The 15,081-nt window shown below is 62.3% G+C and carries 22 protein-coding genes and 2 pseudogenes; 12 read left to right on the top strand and 12 right to left on the bottom strand.

Annotation, left to right across the window (positions count from 1 at the left end; all coding sequences use genetic code 11):
• Positions 1-97: 97 nt before the first annotated feature.
• The 4 genes and pseudogenes from CN538_RS22020 to CN538_RS04785 form a co-directional block, all read left to right on the top strand.
• Positions 98-607, top strand: a pseudogene (locus CN538_RS22020) (endonuclease); the annotation flags it as partial.
• Positions 608-680: 73 nt separating this feature from the next.
• A complete protein-coding gene (locus CN538_RS24095; protein ID WP_277985097.1) occupies positions 681-1,178 on the top strand; it encodes an endonuclease in 498 nt (165 codons plus the stop codon).
• A gap of 178 nt (positions 1,179-1,356) precedes the next feature.
• Positions 1,357-1,989, top strand: a complete 633-nt coding sequence (locus CN538_RS04780; protein ID WP_106418725.1) for a hypothetical protein — start codon at positions 1,357-1,359, stop codon at positions 1,987-1,989.
• 8 nt (positions 1,990-1,997) lie between these two features.
• A complete protein-coding gene (locus tag CN538_RS04785; RefSeq protein ID WP_106418726.1) occupies positions 1,998-2,207 on the top strand; it encodes a hypothetical protein in 210 nt (69 codons plus the stop codon).
• Between the two features lie 19 nt (positions 2,208-2,226).
• Here the strand turns inward: CN538_RS04785 and CN538_RS04790 are convergent, their stop codons facing one another.
• The 3 genes from CN538_RS04790 to CN538_RS20230 form a co-directional block, all read right to left on the bottom strand.
• Complete coding sequence (locus CN538_RS04790) at positions 2,227-2,457, bottom strand: hypothetical protein (RefSeq protein ID WP_106418727.1); 231 nt, start codon at positions 2,455-2,457, stop codon at positions 2,227-2,229.
• Positions 2,458-2,492: 35 nt separating this feature from the next.
• Complete coding sequence (locus tag CN538_RS04795; RefSeq protein WP_106418728.1) at positions 2,493-2,765, bottom strand: hypothetical protein; 273 nt, start codon at positions 2,763-2,765, stop codon at positions 2,493-2,495.
• Between the two features lie 269 nt (positions 2,766-3,034).
• Positions 3,035-3,205 carry a hypothetical protein gene (locus tag CN538_RS20230; RefSeq protein ID WP_164999515.1) on the bottom strand — a complete coding sequence of 57 codons (171 nt, stop codon included), beginning with the start codon at positions 3,203-3,205 and terminating at the stop codon, positions 3,035-3,037.
• 30 nt (positions 3,206-3,235) lie between these two features.
• On the opposite strand from CN538_RS20230, the gene CN538_RS04800 reads away from it, so the two are divergent.
• Both CN538_RS04800 and CN538_RS04805 read left to right on the top strand, forming a co-directional pair.
• Positions 3,236-3,508, top strand: coding sequence for a hypothetical protein (locus CN538_RS04800; RefSeq protein ID WP_106418729.1), 273 nt, complete (start codon positions 3,236-3,238; stop codon positions 3,506-3,508).
• Positions 3,462-4,631 (top strand): hypothetical protein, encoded by a 1,170-nt coding sequence (locus CN538_RS04805; RefSeq protein ID WP_106418730.1) that lies wholly within the window; start codon positions 3,462-3,464, stop codon positions 4,629-4,631. The genes CN538_RS04800 and CN538_RS04805 overlap by 47 nt, the downstream gene beginning before the upstream one ends.
• Positions 4,632-4,752: 121 nt before the next feature.
• Here the strand turns inward: CN538_RS04805 and CN538_RS04810 are convergent, their stop codons facing one another.
• Complete coding sequence (locus tag CN538_RS04810; protein WP_129591299.1) at positions 4,753-5,103, bottom strand: LexA family protein; 351 nt, start codon at positions 5,101-5,103, stop codon at positions 4,753-4,755.
• Between the two features lie 397 nt (positions 5,104-5,500).
• Here CN538_RS04810 and CN538_RS04815 point away from each other — a divergent pair, with 397 nt between their 5' ends.
• Positions 5,501-6,316 carry a transglutaminase-like domain-containing protein gene (locus tag CN538_RS04815; RefSeq protein ID WP_106418732.1) on the top strand — a complete coding sequence of 272 codons (816 nt, stop codon included), beginning with the start codon at positions 5,501-5,503 and terminating at the stop codon, positions 6,314-6,316.
• A gap of 1,068 nt (positions 6,317-7,384) precedes the next feature.
• Positions 7,385-8,023, top strand: coding sequence for a hypothetical protein (locus tag CN538_RS04820; protein ID WP_106418733.1), 639 nt, complete (start codon positions 7,385-7,387; stop codon positions 8,021-8,023).
• A gap of 122 nt (positions 8,024-8,145) precedes the next feature.
• Here CN538_RS04820 and CN538_RS19780 read toward each other — a convergent pair whose 3' ends face one another.
• From CN538_RS19780 to CN538_RS04855, 8 genes and pseudogenes are all read right to left on the bottom strand, one after another.
• On the bottom strand, positions 8,146-9,375 hold the full coding sequence (locus tag CN538_RS19780) for a hypothetical protein (RefSeq protein WP_129591300.1): 1,230 nt from the start codon (positions 9,373-9,375) through the stop codon (positions 8,146-8,148).
• Between the two features lie 166 nt (positions 9,376-9,541).
• Positions 9,542-10,573 (bottom strand): nucleoid-associated protein, encoded by a 1,032-nt coding sequence (locus CN538_RS04830; RefSeq protein ID WP_106418735.1) that lies wholly within the window; start codon positions 10,571-10,573, stop codon positions 9,542-9,544.
• 208 nt (positions 10,574-10,781) lie between these two features.
• Complete coding sequence (locus CN538_RS04835) at positions 10,782-11,123, bottom strand: hypothetical protein (protein ID WP_106418736.1); 342 nt, start codon at positions 11,121-11,123, stop codon at positions 10,782-10,784.
• A gap of 13 nt (positions 11,124-11,136) precedes the next feature.
• Positions 11,137-11,496, bottom strand: coding sequence for a hypothetical protein (locus CN538_RS04840; RefSeq protein WP_106418737.1), 360 nt, complete (start codon positions 11,494-11,496; stop codon positions 11,137-11,139).
• Positions 11,493-11,996 (bottom strand): DUF7424 family protein, encoded by a 504-nt coding sequence (locus tag CN538_RS04845; protein ID WP_106418738.1) that lies wholly within the window; start codon positions 11,994-11,996, stop codon positions 11,493-11,495. The genes CN538_RS04840 and CN538_RS04845 overlap by 4 nt, the downstream gene beginning before the upstream one ends.
• Before the next feature lie 58 nt (positions 11,997-12,054).
• Positions 12,055-12,330 (bottom strand): annotated as a pseudogene (locus tag CN538_RS25960) (DUF7424 family protein); the annotation flags it as partial.
• An 85-nt stretch (positions 12,331-12,415) separates the two neighbouring features.
• The gene (locus CN538_RS04850; RefSeq protein WP_106418739.1) at positions 12,416-12,895 is read right to left on the bottom strand and encodes a S24 family peptidase; all 480 of its coding nucleotides are present in this window, start codon (positions 12,893-12,895) and stop codon (positions 12,416-12,418) included.
• Positions 12,868-13,167: a helix-turn-helix domain-containing protein gene (locus CN538_RS04855; protein ID WP_207233643.1), complete on the bottom strand. Its 300-nt coding sequence runs from the start codon at positions 13,165-13,167 to the stop codon at positions 12,868-12,870. Before CN538_RS04855 ends, CN538_RS04850 begins: the two co-directional genes overlap by 28 nt.
• A gap of 135 nt (positions 13,168-13,302) precedes the next feature.
• On the opposite strand from CN538_RS04855, the gene CN538_RS04860 reads away from it, so the two are divergent.
• The 4 genes from CN538_RS04860 (at position 13,303) to CN538_RS04875 (ending at position 15,076) form a co-directional block, all read left to right on the top strand.
• Positions 13,303-13,614, top strand: a complete 312-nt coding sequence (locus tag CN538_RS04860) for a hypothetical protein (protein WP_106418740.1) — start codon at positions 13,303-13,305, stop codon at positions 13,612-13,614.
• A gap of 87 nt (positions 13,615-13,701) precedes the next feature.
• Positions 13,702-14,265: an ogr/Delta-like zinc finger family protein gene (locus tag CN538_RS04865; RefSeq protein WP_106418741.1), complete on the top strand. Its 564-nt coding sequence runs from the start codon at positions 13,702-13,704 to the stop codon at positions 14,263-14,265.
• 8 nt (positions 14,266-14,273) lie between these two features.
• The gene (locus tag CN538_RS04870; RefSeq protein WP_106418742.1) at positions 14,274-14,702 is read left to right on the top strand and encodes a hypothetical protein; all 429 of its coding nucleotides are present in this window, start codon (positions 14,274-14,276) and stop codon (positions 14,700-14,702) included.
• Complete coding sequence (locus CN538_RS04875) at positions 14,699-15,076, top strand: hypothetical protein (RefSeq protein WP_106418743.1); 378 nt, start codon at positions 14,699-14,701, stop codon at positions 15,074-15,076. Before CN538_RS04870 ends, CN538_RS04875 begins: the two co-directional genes overlap by 4 nt.
• Positions 15,077-15,081 lie beyond the last annotated feature (5 nt).

Genomic DNA, 15,081 nt, shown 5'->3' on the forward strand with positions numbered 1-15,081 from the left:
GCTTTGACCCACCGCCGCCCGCGTTATCGCATCCCCCGCCCCACCCCGGCATGCACCACCGCGGCCAGACCTCTACAATGCGCGCTCGCTAAATCAATTGGTTCTAATCAAGCATGCGCGCTGTTTTCGCTCTACCCCCTCTCGTTGTCCGCCTCTCCCATGCCCTGGTCGCGCTCTGCCTACTGACGATCCTGACCACCTGGCCACCCTGGCCACCCCGCCGGCGCTGGCCGCGCCGCCCAGCTCCTTCTCTCCGCCGCCAAGCGCCTGGCGGAAAACGAGATCTACGTCGTCGACCAGGACCGCACCTTCTACTGCGGCTGCACCTCGTTTCGACAAAGGCCCGGACCTCGCCAGCTGCGGCTACCGGATTCGCAAGCAACCCAAGCGCGCCGCGCGCATCGAGTGGGAGCACGTCATGCCCGCCTACGACTTCGGCCGGCAGCGCCAGTGCTGGCAAGAAGGCGGGCGCCGCCACTGCCGCGCCAACGACCCGGTGTTTCGTCAGGCCGAGGCCGACCTGGTCAACCTGGTGCCTTCGGTGGGCGAAGTGAACGGCGACCGCTCCAACATGCGCTACGGCATGGCCACCAGCGCCGACGCCTACCAGTACGGCCAGTGCCCGGCCAAGGTCGACTTCCCCGAGCGCACCTTCGAACCGCCGGCGGCGGTGCGCGGCGGTGCGCGGCGATATCGCCCGCACCTACTGGTACATGCGCGACACCTACGGCATCCAGATCGGGCGGCAACAGCAGCAGCTCTTCCAGGCCTGGGCCAAGGCCGACCCGGTGAGCGCCTGGGAGCGCGAACGCAACCGCCGCATCGCCAGGATTCAGGGCAGCGGCAACCCCTATGTCGAAGGCGATACTTCAAACGGCCAGCGCGAGGGAAAGACTGAAGAGAAGACCGTAGAGAAGGCCGTAGAGAAGGGCGAAGGGAAGAACGAAGAGAAGACAGCAGATCGCAGCAGCGCCGAGGCGCCGGCCTGGACGAAGGGCCGGGATTCGAGCCCGCTCGACCCCGATCGCGCAGCGGCGGCCGCCTTTAGCTGCACCCCGCGCAAGACCTGCAGCAAGATGCGCTCCTGCGAAGAAGCCCGCTACCACCTGACCCAGTGCGGCAACGCGCGCCTGGATGGCGACGGCGACGGCACCCCCTGCGAAGCGCTCTGCGGCTGAGAGCGACGTCACCGACCCCGCCGCCCCCGCGGCGGCGAGGTCGCACCACAAGCGCACCGACGACACCCTTTCCCCTCAAAACGCTGCAATTCGTTACCGGTTATCAGTTGATCGAGACAGAAGAAAATGACACTGGAGTGACAACAGCAATAGTCACCGCAACAGCCGGAACCCCGCCATGCCCACGCCCGTCTCAGACAAGTCCTCGATCGACCCCGCCGACACCCCCTTTGCGCCAGGCAGCGCCCGCTGGTTGGAGGCCATTCACGACGCCCTCGAACGCAAGGCCAGCGACGCCACGCAGGATGCCGCCAGCGACGCCAAGGCCAATATCGACGCCAAGCCCGAGACCGAAGGGATGAGCGCCGAGGAGATCCGCGACACCTACGACATCCCCGATTTCACCGGCGATGGCGTGATGCAGACGAAGATCGACAAGGACCAGACGGTCGGCGAGAAGGCCGCCGAAGACTTCATCCAGGGCATCCGCGACGACGTCAAATCGGGCAAGCTCGCCGAAGACTCGGACGAAGCCAAGCTCGTCGACCTCATGGACGCCCAGGGCGCCGTGGATCATGGCTACGACCTCTTCGGCTACGTGGAGCTGATCGAATCCAGCAAATCGACCTACCGCGACGCCCAGGAGAAACCCACCCACCTGAACAGCGACGACGTCAAGGATATCGTCGACGACGAAAAGCTGGCCGAGCAGATCAGCGGGCTGATGCAGAAGAGAGCATCGCCAAGCGCTACGACGACGCCCTCGATGGCGCCCTCGACAAGCTCCCCGACGACAAGCGCCGCGCGCTGACCGAGAAGATGGAAAAGGCGCTGTTCGAACCCGACTCGAAGACGCCCAACCTGGACTTCGAAGCCTACGTCATCGCCACCCAGCACAAGGCCGCCGAGAGCGGCGACGACAAGCTCGGCGAACGCCTGCAACAGAGGTCGACAACTACTTCGAAGCGCTCAACGCGCTGGACCCGGACGCCTACGCCAAGCGCAAGCAGGCCTTCGACCAGAACCTGATGACGTCGCAGCTCGACAGTTACCTGACAAACCCGAGTCGGTCGACCCCGAGAACGCCAGCAGCGGCCTGCGCAGCACCCTCGACATCTTCCAGCACGGCATCAACGCGGTGCTGCAGCAGCTCGACAAGGGCGACAAATCCTACGACGCCTACAAGAAGCTCGGCGACGACCTCAAGAACTTCAAGGCCACCCTCGGCGGCCTGGGCAAGGAGGGCGACAAGGCCCTGCAAGGCGTTCAACCTGGCCACCGACAAGCTCGAAGCGCTCGACCAGCGCGGCAACGTCAGCCAGGCAGAGAAGAGAAAGTCTTCAACGCCATCATCAACGACAACCTCAGGATGTCGCCAGCAAGAACCCGGACGGCAGCAAGAAACTCGCCAGCAGCTACAAGACCTTCCTCCACAGTGCCAGCTCGACCGGCACCTTGAGCGCCCTCACCGGCACCATGAGCCTGATCAGCGGTGGCAGCCAGCTCGCCAACGGCGGCTGGGACGAGATGAATTCCGATCAGAAACTCGCCGCGGTGCGACCTGGTCTCCGGGCTCAGCTTCTCCAACGACTTCCTGCGCTTCGGCTCGAACCTGGCCGAAGGCCTCTCCGGCTACCGCTACAACGAACAGGGCCAGAAGATCGACAAGGAGGGTCAGCCGCTCAGCCGTGACGGCTATGTCCTCGACAGCGACGGCAACAAGACCGCGGAAAAGGGCAAGCCGCTGCACAAGATCAACGCCACCGACTGGCTCGGGCTGCTGGGCGAGAACTTCCCCGACATCTGGCAAAGCTCGGGCAAGACCGACGCCCTCGGCAAGGCGATCTCCAAAGCCGTCACGACGCCTCGAACACCCTCGGCAACACCGTATCCCCACCGACGGCCTGAGCGATGCGCAGAAGCGCGAGATCGACAAGGTCGCCGAATCGATCGGCAAAGCGCAGATCGGCGGGCGCTACACCGACGCCGACTTCAGCAAGAACCTGGCAAATCGTTTCTTCGCTCATTGCGGCGCCGGGCTGGATGTCACCGGCGGCGTGATCGATATCGTCAGCGGGGTCAACAAGCTCAAGAGCGCCGACAACGCCCTGGAGCGGGCCGGCGCCGGGCTACAGATCGGCGCCGGCTCGGCGGCCAGCGCCATGGCGCTGGCCAACACCATCTCGATGTTCTCCTCCGCCGGCAGCAACCTCGCCGCTACCATCGGCAACGTCGGCACCAAGGTCATGCAGGCGTATTCATGGGCACCCGCGTGGCGGCCCGGTGCTCGGCGTCGCCGGCGCCGTGCTGGGGCTCGCCGGCCACCCTGATCGCCGAAGCCATCAACCACAAGAAGATGCAAAACTCACCGACAAACAGGGCGAATTCTTCCAGGACCTAGCCGGCTACGGCGTCACCCAGGAAGACTGGGGCGACAAGGTCGAATACGCCCGCTACGCCACCTTCATGTACGGCGGCCGCGACGCCCCGGACGACGAATCGCTGTTCGACTTCCAGGCCGAAGAGTGGGAACACTTCAAGGAGACACCGGACGAACACGGCAGCTCGCTCAACCGGCTCGCCCCCTACCTGCACGTGGATGGCGACCCCGACAGCGAAAGCCTGTGGGAGCAGAACCAGGCCGGCAAGACCACCATGCCGCGCCGGGACGGCGTCATCAAACTCGACAACTGGCGCCCCTGGGGCGACACCGACCTGGACGCCACCAAGGCCGCAGACCCCTCGGGGCTGCCACGCTTCGGCGATGACGGCCGCCCCGGCAGCTTCAAGGACTTCCGCGAAGACATCGACCGGGTCGATGTCGGCTCCATCGAACTCGCCGACGGCGGCCGCGTCATCTTCGAAAAGGATGGCGTGAAACAGGTGATCGACCCGCTGGCCGGCGACAACAAGACCGGCCGCGAGACACGCGAAGAGATCATCGACTACCTCAAGGGGCTCCACGACCTGGCCCGGCCCGACGGCGTCTACGACGCCCAGCGCGCCGACGAAATGAACAGCGTCTTCGCCCAGACCGACCGCTATAACAAGCTAGAGATGATCGAACAGTACCTCGACGCCGACGCCCCGGCGGCCTGGGACGAAAACCCCGACCGGGTCACCCTGTTCGGCGAACGCGGCAGCCCCGGCACCTTCGGGGATTTCAAACACGATATCGACACCGTCGACGTCGCCTCGCTGCGGCTGCAGGACGACGGCAACATCTACTTCAAGCGCTCGGGCAAGTGGTACACCCTCTCCCCCAACGCCCACGCCAAGCTCAGTGAGAAAGACTACGACAACCTGGTCGACTACCTGCGAGGGCTCTACGACCTGACCCATGACGCCGACGGCGTGCTCGACAAGCGCCGCGCGGCCAAGATCGACGAGCTGCAGGGCAACTCCGACGACTACAACGATCTCGACGATCTGAAAGCGTTCCTGGATGGCTAGACGGGATGGCTAGACGAGAGAGTGGCGCCGCCGGCCGGCGGCGCCCCGCCCGCCATCCAGGGCGCCCGCGTTGGCGGCGACGCACCGCGCGACAGGCAACGCGCAGCCGGCCCCACACGGATCAACACACATAGCGCCGCGCCTGACTGATCACCACCCCGCGCAGCACCTCACCGCTCACGAACAGCGACTCATGCCCCTGCAGCGGGATCAGCCGCACCCGGCCACCGATCCGCCACACCCGTCCCAGCAGATGCTCCCCCTCCAGCTTGGCCACGATCAGATCCTCATGGGTCGGCAAGCGATCCTCATCGACGATCAACACATCCCCCTCGATCAGCGGCCCCTCGCACCCCGCCGCCGGACCCAGCTCCACCGCATAGCAGCTCGGCGAAAAGCTATTGAGGTCATACCCTGTCAGCGCCGGGTGGCCCAGCCCCAGCATCAGCGGCCCCAGATATTGCACCTGCATCGCGTCATCCACCTCGACCCAGTCATCGTTGTGCCATCGCGCTCGCCACGCACCGCCCGGCGGCCGACCGCTTGTTCTTCCAGATACTGTATACGCATACAGCACAACAAGAAAAGCGCCCGCGACGCAACGGCGCGAAAAGAGAGGCCAAAGCCCAGGCAGCAGGTACGCCACTACCACGCCCCTTGCCGGGCCAGCCGCCCCTCACCCATTCGCGGGAATCCCCCCGGTCAGCCATACTGCAACGGTTCCCCCAAGACGACACGCACCCCCCCTCCCGCCACGCGCACGGCCGGCAGACCGTCAGCGACGCCAGACCGCAACGCCCCCGTGGCGACCGACGCACCACCCCGGCCGCCTCCCTGTCTGATCGACCCGTTCGTTCGGAGGCCCTACCGTGAGAATCCAGCTCGGCTGTGAAATGATCTTCCAATTCAACGGCCCCACGCCGATGATTGCGCTGCTCAATGTCCACCACTCGCGCTTTTCGCATCTCGAAGGGCCCGACCACCTGACCACCTCCCCCAGCGTGCCCATCGCCAGCTACCGCGACGGCTTCGGCAACTGGTGCAACCGCCTGGTCGCCCCCGCCGGCACCTTCACCCTCGGCACCAACGCCGTGCTCCACGACGACGGCCAGCCCGACCCGATCGACACCAGCGCCACCCAGCACCCGGTGGAAGCGCTACCGGCGGACGTGCTGCCCTACCTGCTCGGCAGCCGCTACTGCGAGACCGACCTGCTAAGCAATATCGCCTGGGAGCGCTTCCAGCACACCCCCACCGGCTGGCAGCGGGTGCAAGCGATCTGCGACTTCGTCCACCAGCATCTCACCTTCGGCTACGAACACTCCCGGCCCACCCGCACCGCCGCCGACGCCTACCGCGAGCAGCTCGGCGTCTGCCGCGACTACACCCACCTGGCGATCACCCTATGCCGCTGCATGAACATCCCCGCGCGCTACTGCACCGGCTATGTCAGCGACATCGGCAAGCCGCCGCCCTACGCCAACATGGACTTCGCCGCCTGGATGGAGGTCTACCTCAGCGGCCGCTGGTGGACCTTCGACCCGCGCAACAACGCCCCCTGCCTCGGCCGCGTGCTGATCGCCCAGGGCCGCGACGCCACCGACGTCCCGCTCACCCACACCTTCGGCCCCAACGCCCTGGGCGGCTTCAGCGTGTGGATCTACGAACTGCCGCCGGCCACCTGAGCCGGCGCGCCGCCCGCGGCCAACCGGCGAAACGCCATGGCAGGCACGCACCGCCCAGCGCCCCGGCGCGAACGACACGCGTGGCGACCCGACGCCAGTGGCCAATGAACGCGGCAGAGAAGCGCGGCAGAGAAGCGCGGCAGAGAAGCGCGGCAGAGAAGTGCGGCAGAGGAGAGAGGTAAAGGCGCGCGGCAACGCAGAGAGGTGCAAGCGCGCCGCAGGACAACGAAGCAGGCAGAAGAGAGAAAAGCAGCAGGGAGAAAACAAAGAAACGCGAGGGGGGCGATCGCCGTCATGAGCGGGCATGACAAGCGAGCATAAAAAGAGGGCCGCCACGCAAGCGCAAGGGCCCCCAGTCAGCACTGCCTAAAGGTACTGGCTTCCGCGGCCCTTACGTTCCGCGCATCCGTGGCATCGGACACTCCATATCCGGGCTCCTGTTCACATCCAATCCGTGGATGCCTGCAGCATAGACCCTAATCATGATTAGCGATACTGATGTATGGAGATCCATAAAATGGATTTGTAACAAATAGTAACGGCCGACTGTTGCCAGCCGGCACATCCACGGCGAGCGTCATAAGTATCCCTACTTATCGTCCCGACTGCTCACCACCTGTGGACAACGCCACCTCCCTGAAGCGGTGGCGATTTTAGGGTCTCCGCCGACATTTTCCAGCATTAAAAAAGCTTATTAGGAAATTCAATACAGCGGGTCAAAAACCGCCCCGGCGCGTAACCATCGGTAACATGTCGCCTATGCTAGCGGCGCGGCACCCCGCGGCCAGACAAAAAAAAGCCCGCGGGGGACACGCGGGCGAGAATCCAATCGCAGGACGCCACCAAGCCAGCAGAACGTGCTTGAAGACTGTCTCAAACTATAATTCGCCCCTCGGCATAACGCCACACCTCGTAGCGGATTTTTTCAAATTTCTTAAAGCCCGTCTGCCAAGGCCCGGCTGGGGGGCCAGCGTAGCGGCGGCACCCCAGCCCCCACGCTCGATAGCGGGATCAAGCCACCGCCCCTGCTGCCGATGATGACAAGGTTCATGATCCACAGGAAAAACGATGAGCAGCATCAACGGCATCGCGCTATCGTCGAAAAAATCGCCCCTCACCCACTGGGTCGTGGTCTGCGAGGAGTGGCGCGCCCTGGTCGACCGCTACTCCCGCGTGCTGGGCGGCGAAGAGCATATCTTCAACTTCACCGAACGCCCCCACCTGGGCGTGTTCAGCGCCGCCGCCTGGCGCGCCGGCTTTATCGCCATCGAAGAGTTCCGCTACGAGAAGCACTCTGACGACGGCAAATATCGGTACGGCCGCTGCGACCTCTGGCTCGCCACGGACAACCTGCGGCGTCAGGACTATATCGAAGCCAAGCAGAAGAAAATCCACCTTGGCGGCAAGAATACCGAGGCCTTCGCGACACGCACTCTGGAAAGCGCCCTCTCGGCTGTGAAACTGACTCGGGGCGACCGCACCGACGTCAACAGCGTCGGCCTCGCCTTCTTCAATATCTGTTGCCCCAACCCGCAGGCGGTGACGTCAGCGCAGATTCTGGACTTTATCGAGAAGATGAAGGGGCATATGCAAACCCTGGAATGCGACCTGATGAGCTGGACCTTCCCCGACGAAGCCAGAGGGGAATCCAACGTCAGCAACGCCCTGGGGGCGGTGATACTGGCTAAGCAGCTGCCGAGGGGTTAGGTCGAGGGTGGAAGGCGCGCTTGGGTGGCGAGTTGGCCATCCGCGGTTCGCTCATGAGGGCGGTGAATGAAGCGCGGGCAGTTGCTACAAGAGGAGAAAGCACTAAATATCAAAGAATATAGTTAGCGCATTAGCGGAGCGACAAAGGAAACATAGAAAGTAATCGAGGCCAGCACAGAAGGCACCCATACCATCCACTCTAGATTCCATAAAAGCTCTGCAACTTTGGCTTCAGAAATCTTCATCTGAGCCTCTGCTTCATCTATAAACACCCCCAAATCATCTGGCAGCGAAGACTTAGACTCGGCATACCCACCAAAAACAAACTCTCTAGACTGAACTATAGATTTAAAATATCTCAACTGATTTAAAATAATTTGATACAAAATCCAAGAAGACACCAAGACCCCAACGGTTATCAAAAACGAAGAGTATAAAGAGTCTACCTTCACCATGGCAATTATCGCTCCTAGTGAGACAGGTATACCAAGAAGCTTGTTGGTTATGTCGGACATCACCTTGGAAAGGTCGGCAGCTAGCTTCAACTTGGCTTCTGCCACCTCCTGTCTTTTAGCATGAAAAGAATGACCACTTAAAAAAGCAGCAACATTATCCTTATAAAGAGAAAGGAACTTATCATGCTCCTTTATGAAGAACATAAAGGCATTCTCAGGGCTCGTGGATGAGATGAATTCAGCGAGAGTGTTCCCGAATACGCAAATACGTTCCATCAAATGAGGGTCGGTATTTATCTCCTCTGAAGCCAAAGCATTTAAATAACTAAAGTCTTGTGCTTTTACAGCATCCAACACATCCGAAGATATGTTTATATCGAGCACAGCAACACCTGACGTGGAACCAGACACCCCAGTGATAAAAACCAGTCTTGGAGACTGTCTAACCTCCTTTGTGTCATGGTAATAAGCCAACTTTCTAAGAGACCTTATCAGTTCAGATATCTTCCCGACTTGGACCACAATGTCTTCTTTGGGATTATCACCTGAATAGCAATTTTCTTTAACTAGGTAGTAATCCGTTGGTGGGTTGCCAGACGCTAAATCACTAGAGTTAGATAGAAACTCGGCTGCGTCTGTATAGAACCTGCACGCCGATGATTTGCCACATACAACCTCCAGATAAACCTGACCCTGCTCAGGTAATTCACCCAGAGAGTCTGATGAAAAATCTTGCCCGTCAACTTCAATATGGTTAACACGAAAACCGTTGACCGGTTGCAAAGCGACCAATAAGTTTCGACAAGTATCAAGCGCCAAATAACCAGAAAACTCTCCGCCATTAATGGCAGGAGAGTTCAATTGGCGATAGATATCAACGAATGGCTTCAAACTCATTAGCTCACCGTACCCCCTGGAACTTCTTCCTGATCAGACTCTTTATCTGAAGATTGGTTTTCCCTAATTGCCTCTTCAAGCTTATCCTTAACGGGCTGTGGAACATCAGTCAAGGATAATACTCCAGTATCAGGATTGTAATATACAGCAGCATCTTGCACGACGCCTAGAAGAGCCTTATCAAAGTAAGCTTCCACCCATCAGCCTCTGCTTTCAAGTGGGTAAAAGACTTAACTGCTGAAGCGTTTGCTGAAAACTCATAAGGAATCGAGAATTCCTCGCTATTGAGCCTCTCGATAAAGCCATCAACATATTCTTCAAGAGTGCATTCTTCTGGAGCAACAAAGTCAGCAGGCACGTTAGAAATTATAATATGTCGAATTTCGGTCAAGCTGACAGATTCTTGGTCCTCTACCTTTCTAGCCAGAAATTCAACAAGCTCGTTCTTTACTATATTCTTGTATCGATTAAGCTGTGGCTCTTGCTGAAAAAATCGTCTTGTTTCGTTAATAACGGAGCGCGTAGCCTTCAAGGAAGCAGAGCCACTGGAACATCCTAGAGCGCTGATGAAATATCCCGAAGCACCAGACCTGCCGCCTGAAGCGATAAAATTAAGATAATTAAGCTCTTGTTTGACTTCTTCACCAGCATCTTTATAATCAGCGATACGGGAGGCGCTTATGCGTGCCCCCTGATGAAGCTTCTTAAGGTCGAGATGCATCAACTCTTCCGCTCGCAACCCAGAGTTAATCGTGATTCCCGGCGTCTTCTTTATCATAGTAACAAAAAAATAAGAATGAGCATCTACAGTATAATCTGTAAACACAACATACCCACCACTTGAAGCTCCCTGCCCAGCCGCAGTGTTATAAAGAGCGCCCATCACTCCCTTTGTCAGCTCGATAAATGCTTCATCACTCCTATCGCCACCCCCCAAATAAGCCTCGATCATATCCGGCACATCACCGCGACGTTCATCTTCAAAAAAAACACCGTACTGAGTATTATTATATTTCTTTCCATAGACATCGTGGATTTCAGAAAAAAGCTTCTGCACAACCTCGTCGGCGGAATCCAACAACTCTTTTGCAATCACTTTTCTTGGATTGGCTGTGATTTTTCTTTTACCAACTCGTGCACAATTATTTTGTTTAACATATTCCCCTCGCGTACCTAGTCTTTCATCAACACTGCCCAATGATTTCCATCAAACCAGGGTGATCAGGTTTGATCCGCTTACGCTAGTACGCCGGGTTGTCGCGACATCGATCATACACAGCAGGGACCTATCCCCCTAACCACCATTCCCTTATACAGCAACTGCTAACGCCACCACACCCATCCCCCGCCCGCTTTGGTCGTAGGCGATCACCCCAGCGGCCGGGCAGCCGCCGGGGCGTGGGGCATCACTCGAAGTTGAACGACTGGCGGTTGTTCGCCGCGTTCGTCTCCATCTGCACACAGCCGTAAAGGGTGCTGTAGCTGCCACCCGGGGTGCCGACATTGGCGATGTCGTCGCAACCCTGGCGCATGCTGGCCGGGAGCTGCGTCCACACGGGCTTGAGGTTGTTATAAGCGGACTGCTCCATCTGAATGCAGCCGTTATACGTCAGGTTGCTGAAGCTGCCGCCGACTTGCGCCACCTGGTTGCAGTAGCCTTCGACGTCATAGCGCGGCAGCTTGTCGGCATGGGCGGCGCCGGCCGCCAGCGAGGCGAGCAGCAGCGCGCCCAGGAACAGGCGTTTCATGGCGCGTCCTTCCTCAGCTCAGGGTCTGCACAACGTTCTGGACGTAGCTCGGGGTGAGCTGGCCGTACTCGAACGAGGCCTTGGCGCTGTCGTCCTGGAAGGCGGCGCCGAGGATGCCCAGGCCGATGAAGTAGATCACCGGGGAGACGATCAGGCTGACGATGAGCTGGGTGATGCCCATGCCGGTGCGCCCGCGGGTGATCACCACGATGGCGACGATGAAGGCGACGAGGTTGAGCGGCCAGCCGACGAAGACGCCGAGGCCGGGGAGCGGCAGCAGAAAGCAGAGCCAGGCGACGATCAGCAGCGCCCAGACGGCTTTGACAGGCGCGGATTTGCTGCCAGCGGCAGCGGGGGTGGTGGTGTCGGTCATGTTGTCGATTCCCTTGCGGTATGGCGCAGCTCTGGCGGCCGCTTGTTGCCGGTGTGCGGGCGTGGTCGCCCGTCGCTTCCGGTAGATCCTTGGTACTGCCCTGCTGCACCCGGGCCGGCGTCGGTCGCCGACCCGGGCCGTTGTGGCTTACCCCTCCTGGCCCATGTCGACCAGGATGGTGGCTTCCCTTTCTGCATGGCACGGTCGATCAGCACGTTGGAGAGCCGCAGCGAGCGGGTCTCGCCCTGGGCAAAGTTCACCGAGCCGAAGGTGACCGGATCGTCGTCGAGCCAGGACGCGAGCACGGCGGTGTCGACATCACGCCCGAGGTCGTTGATCACCTGCAGGCGAACCTCGTATTCGGGCGTGGGCCCCAGGTTCTCGCGCTGCACCTTGTCGATGCGCTCGAGGACCGCCGGGGGGATGGCCAGCCCCAGCAGCCGACGCGGGTCGCTGGTGAGGCTGAGGGTGTCGGGGGAGACGAAGGCCGCGGCGTCCACCGTCACGGTCGATGGCGACCGGCAGCGAGAATTCGGCCCAGCTGGTGAGTTTCTGCTGGTAGCAGCTCTTGAACTCGGCCTGGGGGAAGATCGTCGGCACCTGCTCCTGGGCTTTCACCAGCGAACTCGAGGGGTTACGCGAATCTTCGTAGCTGTCGCAGCCGGGGATTTCGAAGCGCACCGTGCCGGGGATCTGGGTGACCGCCGGGTCGAGCAGTTGCGAGAGCGGCACTTCGACCCCGAACTCGGTCTTGCAGCCGGAGGCGAGAGGCGAGCAGGCAACCCAGGCCCGCCAGCCAGCGTGAACGTATCGACATTGTGTGTTCCCTTGCATGTGTCTCGGCAGCTCTGGCGGCTGCTCGTTCCGGTTTGCGGGCGTGGTCGCCCGTCATGTTCGGTAGATCCTGGGTCTTACAACCTCAAAAAACCCTGCCCACCTTGCGCCAGCACTGGCCGATGATCTCCACCGAGGCGAGGTCGTCGGGCTTGATCAGTTCGCGCTCGTAGGCCGGGTTGTCGCTGATCAGTATCCAGGCGCCGCCGGCGACGCGCTGCACTCGCTTGAGACGTAGCTCGTCATCCATGCGCAGCAGGAAGACGCCATCCGGCGTGCGCTGGGCGCGGTTGACCAGCACCTGCTCGCGGTCGCGGATGGTGTCGCCCATGGAGTCGCCGCGGGCGGTGACGCCGACCACCTGGGCGGGGTCGACACCGTCGGCCTCGAACAGCGCGGCGGGCAGGTAGAAGGTCGCTTCGATGCGCTCGGCGTCGAAGATTCGCCCTGCCCCGGCGGCGGCTTCGATGTCGTACATCGGCACCGGCAGCGTGCCGTTGGGGTGAAGGTCAGCGCCGCTCGAAGCGCGGTCACCGCTCAGATAATGAATCCCCGCCTCGCGCACGCCCTCGGGTGCCGCGGGGGATTAGCCGCCCAGGCGGCATCCCCCGCCGCGCTCTGGCCCTGGCTCTGGCCCGCCAAGACGATACCCGTCAAGACAAAGTGCACATCCACGCCGGCGCCGGCGGCGGCTTCGAGGTACTCCGCTCGCGGGCTGCGCTCGCCACTCTCGTAGCTCGCCTGGGCGCGCTTGGAGACGCCGCACAGCCGCGCCAGCTCTTCCTGCGATAGGGAAAGCCGGTGTCTCTCCTGCTTGAGGCGGTCAGAAACGTGCACTTTTCTCCCTCTCACCCTTTGACAATTGCACGTTCGCGCAATAGCCTCTCCCATTAGATGCACAAACGTGCACTCAGCACCGCCCCGGACCTCCCGGCGCCGACGTGCTCAAGATTCCACAAGGGAGAATATCACATGACGTCTCAGTCGCCCGTTAACCGCTCGCCCAACGGCTGCCGCTGCCAGGTGATGACCCAGCTCACCCCGGCGGAGCGCGACCGCTTCAAGGCGCTGGCCACGGCAGAGGGGCGTTCGCTCTCGGCCACCGTGCGCCTGCTCGCCCTGCGCGGCCTGGCCCAGCAGGTGGCGTCCGAGGCGCCGGTCTCTCCGCTCGCCCCGATCATGACGTCCACGCCGAACACATCGGCCACATCGATCACATCGGCCACACCGAACACCTCGATCACCTCGATCACCTCGATCACAAACCCCGACGACGCGCGCTAGGGCGTTCTCCCGGCGCGGGATTGCGATATTGCCCGCCGCCCTCGCCCTGTCGATCTCCATCTGTCTTTTTTCATGAGGTGAGCGCCGATGCGCAATCTCTGGACCTGCCCTGAATGCGGCGCGCCGAGCCGGCTGCGCCACTCCCGGCATCTGCCGGGCGGGCCTGATCTGAGCTACCAGCAGTGCACCGAGCCCGCCTGCGGCTGGTGCGGTCAGGCGCAGCACAGCGTGCGCAAGACCACCACGCCCTCGGCCCTCGCCCCGGCGGCCCAGCTCGCCCGCCAGCAGGCGGTGGCAGAGACGGAGACCGACGAGACGCGCCCCCAGTGGCGCTGCCCGGCGTGCCACTCCCGCTGCCGGGTGCGCTCCTCCAAGCAGCTGCTGCCGGACTACCGGATGGCCTATCTGCACTGCACCTTCGGCCCCTGCGGCTGGACCGGCCAGGGCGACTACGTGGTGCTGGAAACGGTGAGCCCCAGCGGCATCCCCAATCCGGGCTATGCCCGCCGTCTGGCGGCGCATCTGCCCTACCGCGCGGCCCCGGCGATGGCGCCGCTGCCGTCACGGGACGCTGAGCGCGACGACACAGACGCCGCTGCCGACGCCGCGGCATCCGCCACGCCCACGCCCGCCACGCCCCGGCATCCGTGAGGTCCGCCATGCGCGCTCCCGAATCCACCTCGCTTTCCGCTCAGCCGCCCGCCACCGAGCTCCCGTCGGACGGCCGCGCCGGCTTCGGTGCCCTGCGCGCCGAGCTGCACGCGCGCTGTGCCGATGAGGATCTGGCGGCGCTGTGGGCCGGGCTGAAGCTGGGCGAGCGCAAGGCGATCGTCGCCAGCGCCGGGCTGCACCCGCGGGATGCCGAGGCTGCCATCGCCGCCCTCGACCGCTTTGAACGCCGGGCGATTCGTGCCGCCATCGGCCGCATGAGCCGCTATGCCCAGGCGCTCCACGCCAGCCTGCGGGGCCAGCGCTCGGCGCCGCACCCCAGCCGGGCGCTGGCCACCAATGCCCGCCGCGCGCTGGATCGCGGCGATATCCCCGGGGCCCGCCACTGGCTGGGGCTGATCGAACGAGGTGAGCCGTGAGCGCTATCGAGTCTTCTTGCATATTCGAGACTGCCCGCGCCTTCGGCACCCCCGAGTGCCGGCAGTGGCGCCAGGGCTTCTTCGAGCGCCTGCCGACCCTGGCCGAGGCGCTGGCCGCCGGTTTCGTCGCCGTGGCCACTCGCCACGGCAACGCCGCCGGTAACCGCTGGCTGGCACGCCGGGCCGCTGGGCTGATCGAGCCGGAGCGGGTGTGCCGGCGCTTTCCGACCCTAGCCGCCGACCTGCGCCGCGCCTTCGCGGAGCTGCGCCGCCAGGGGGAGACGCCGCTGGACGGCATCGCCGCCGGCTGCCTGGCTGGAGACGGTCGAGACACGCCTGACCCTGGGCACCTTCAACGCCAGCCACGACGATGATGCCC

The organism is Salinicola tamaricis (assembly GCF_003006155.1).
Taxonomy (GTDB): Bacteria; Pseudomonadota; Gammaproteobacteria; order Pseudomonadales; family Halomonadaceae; genus Salinicola; species Salinicola tamaricis.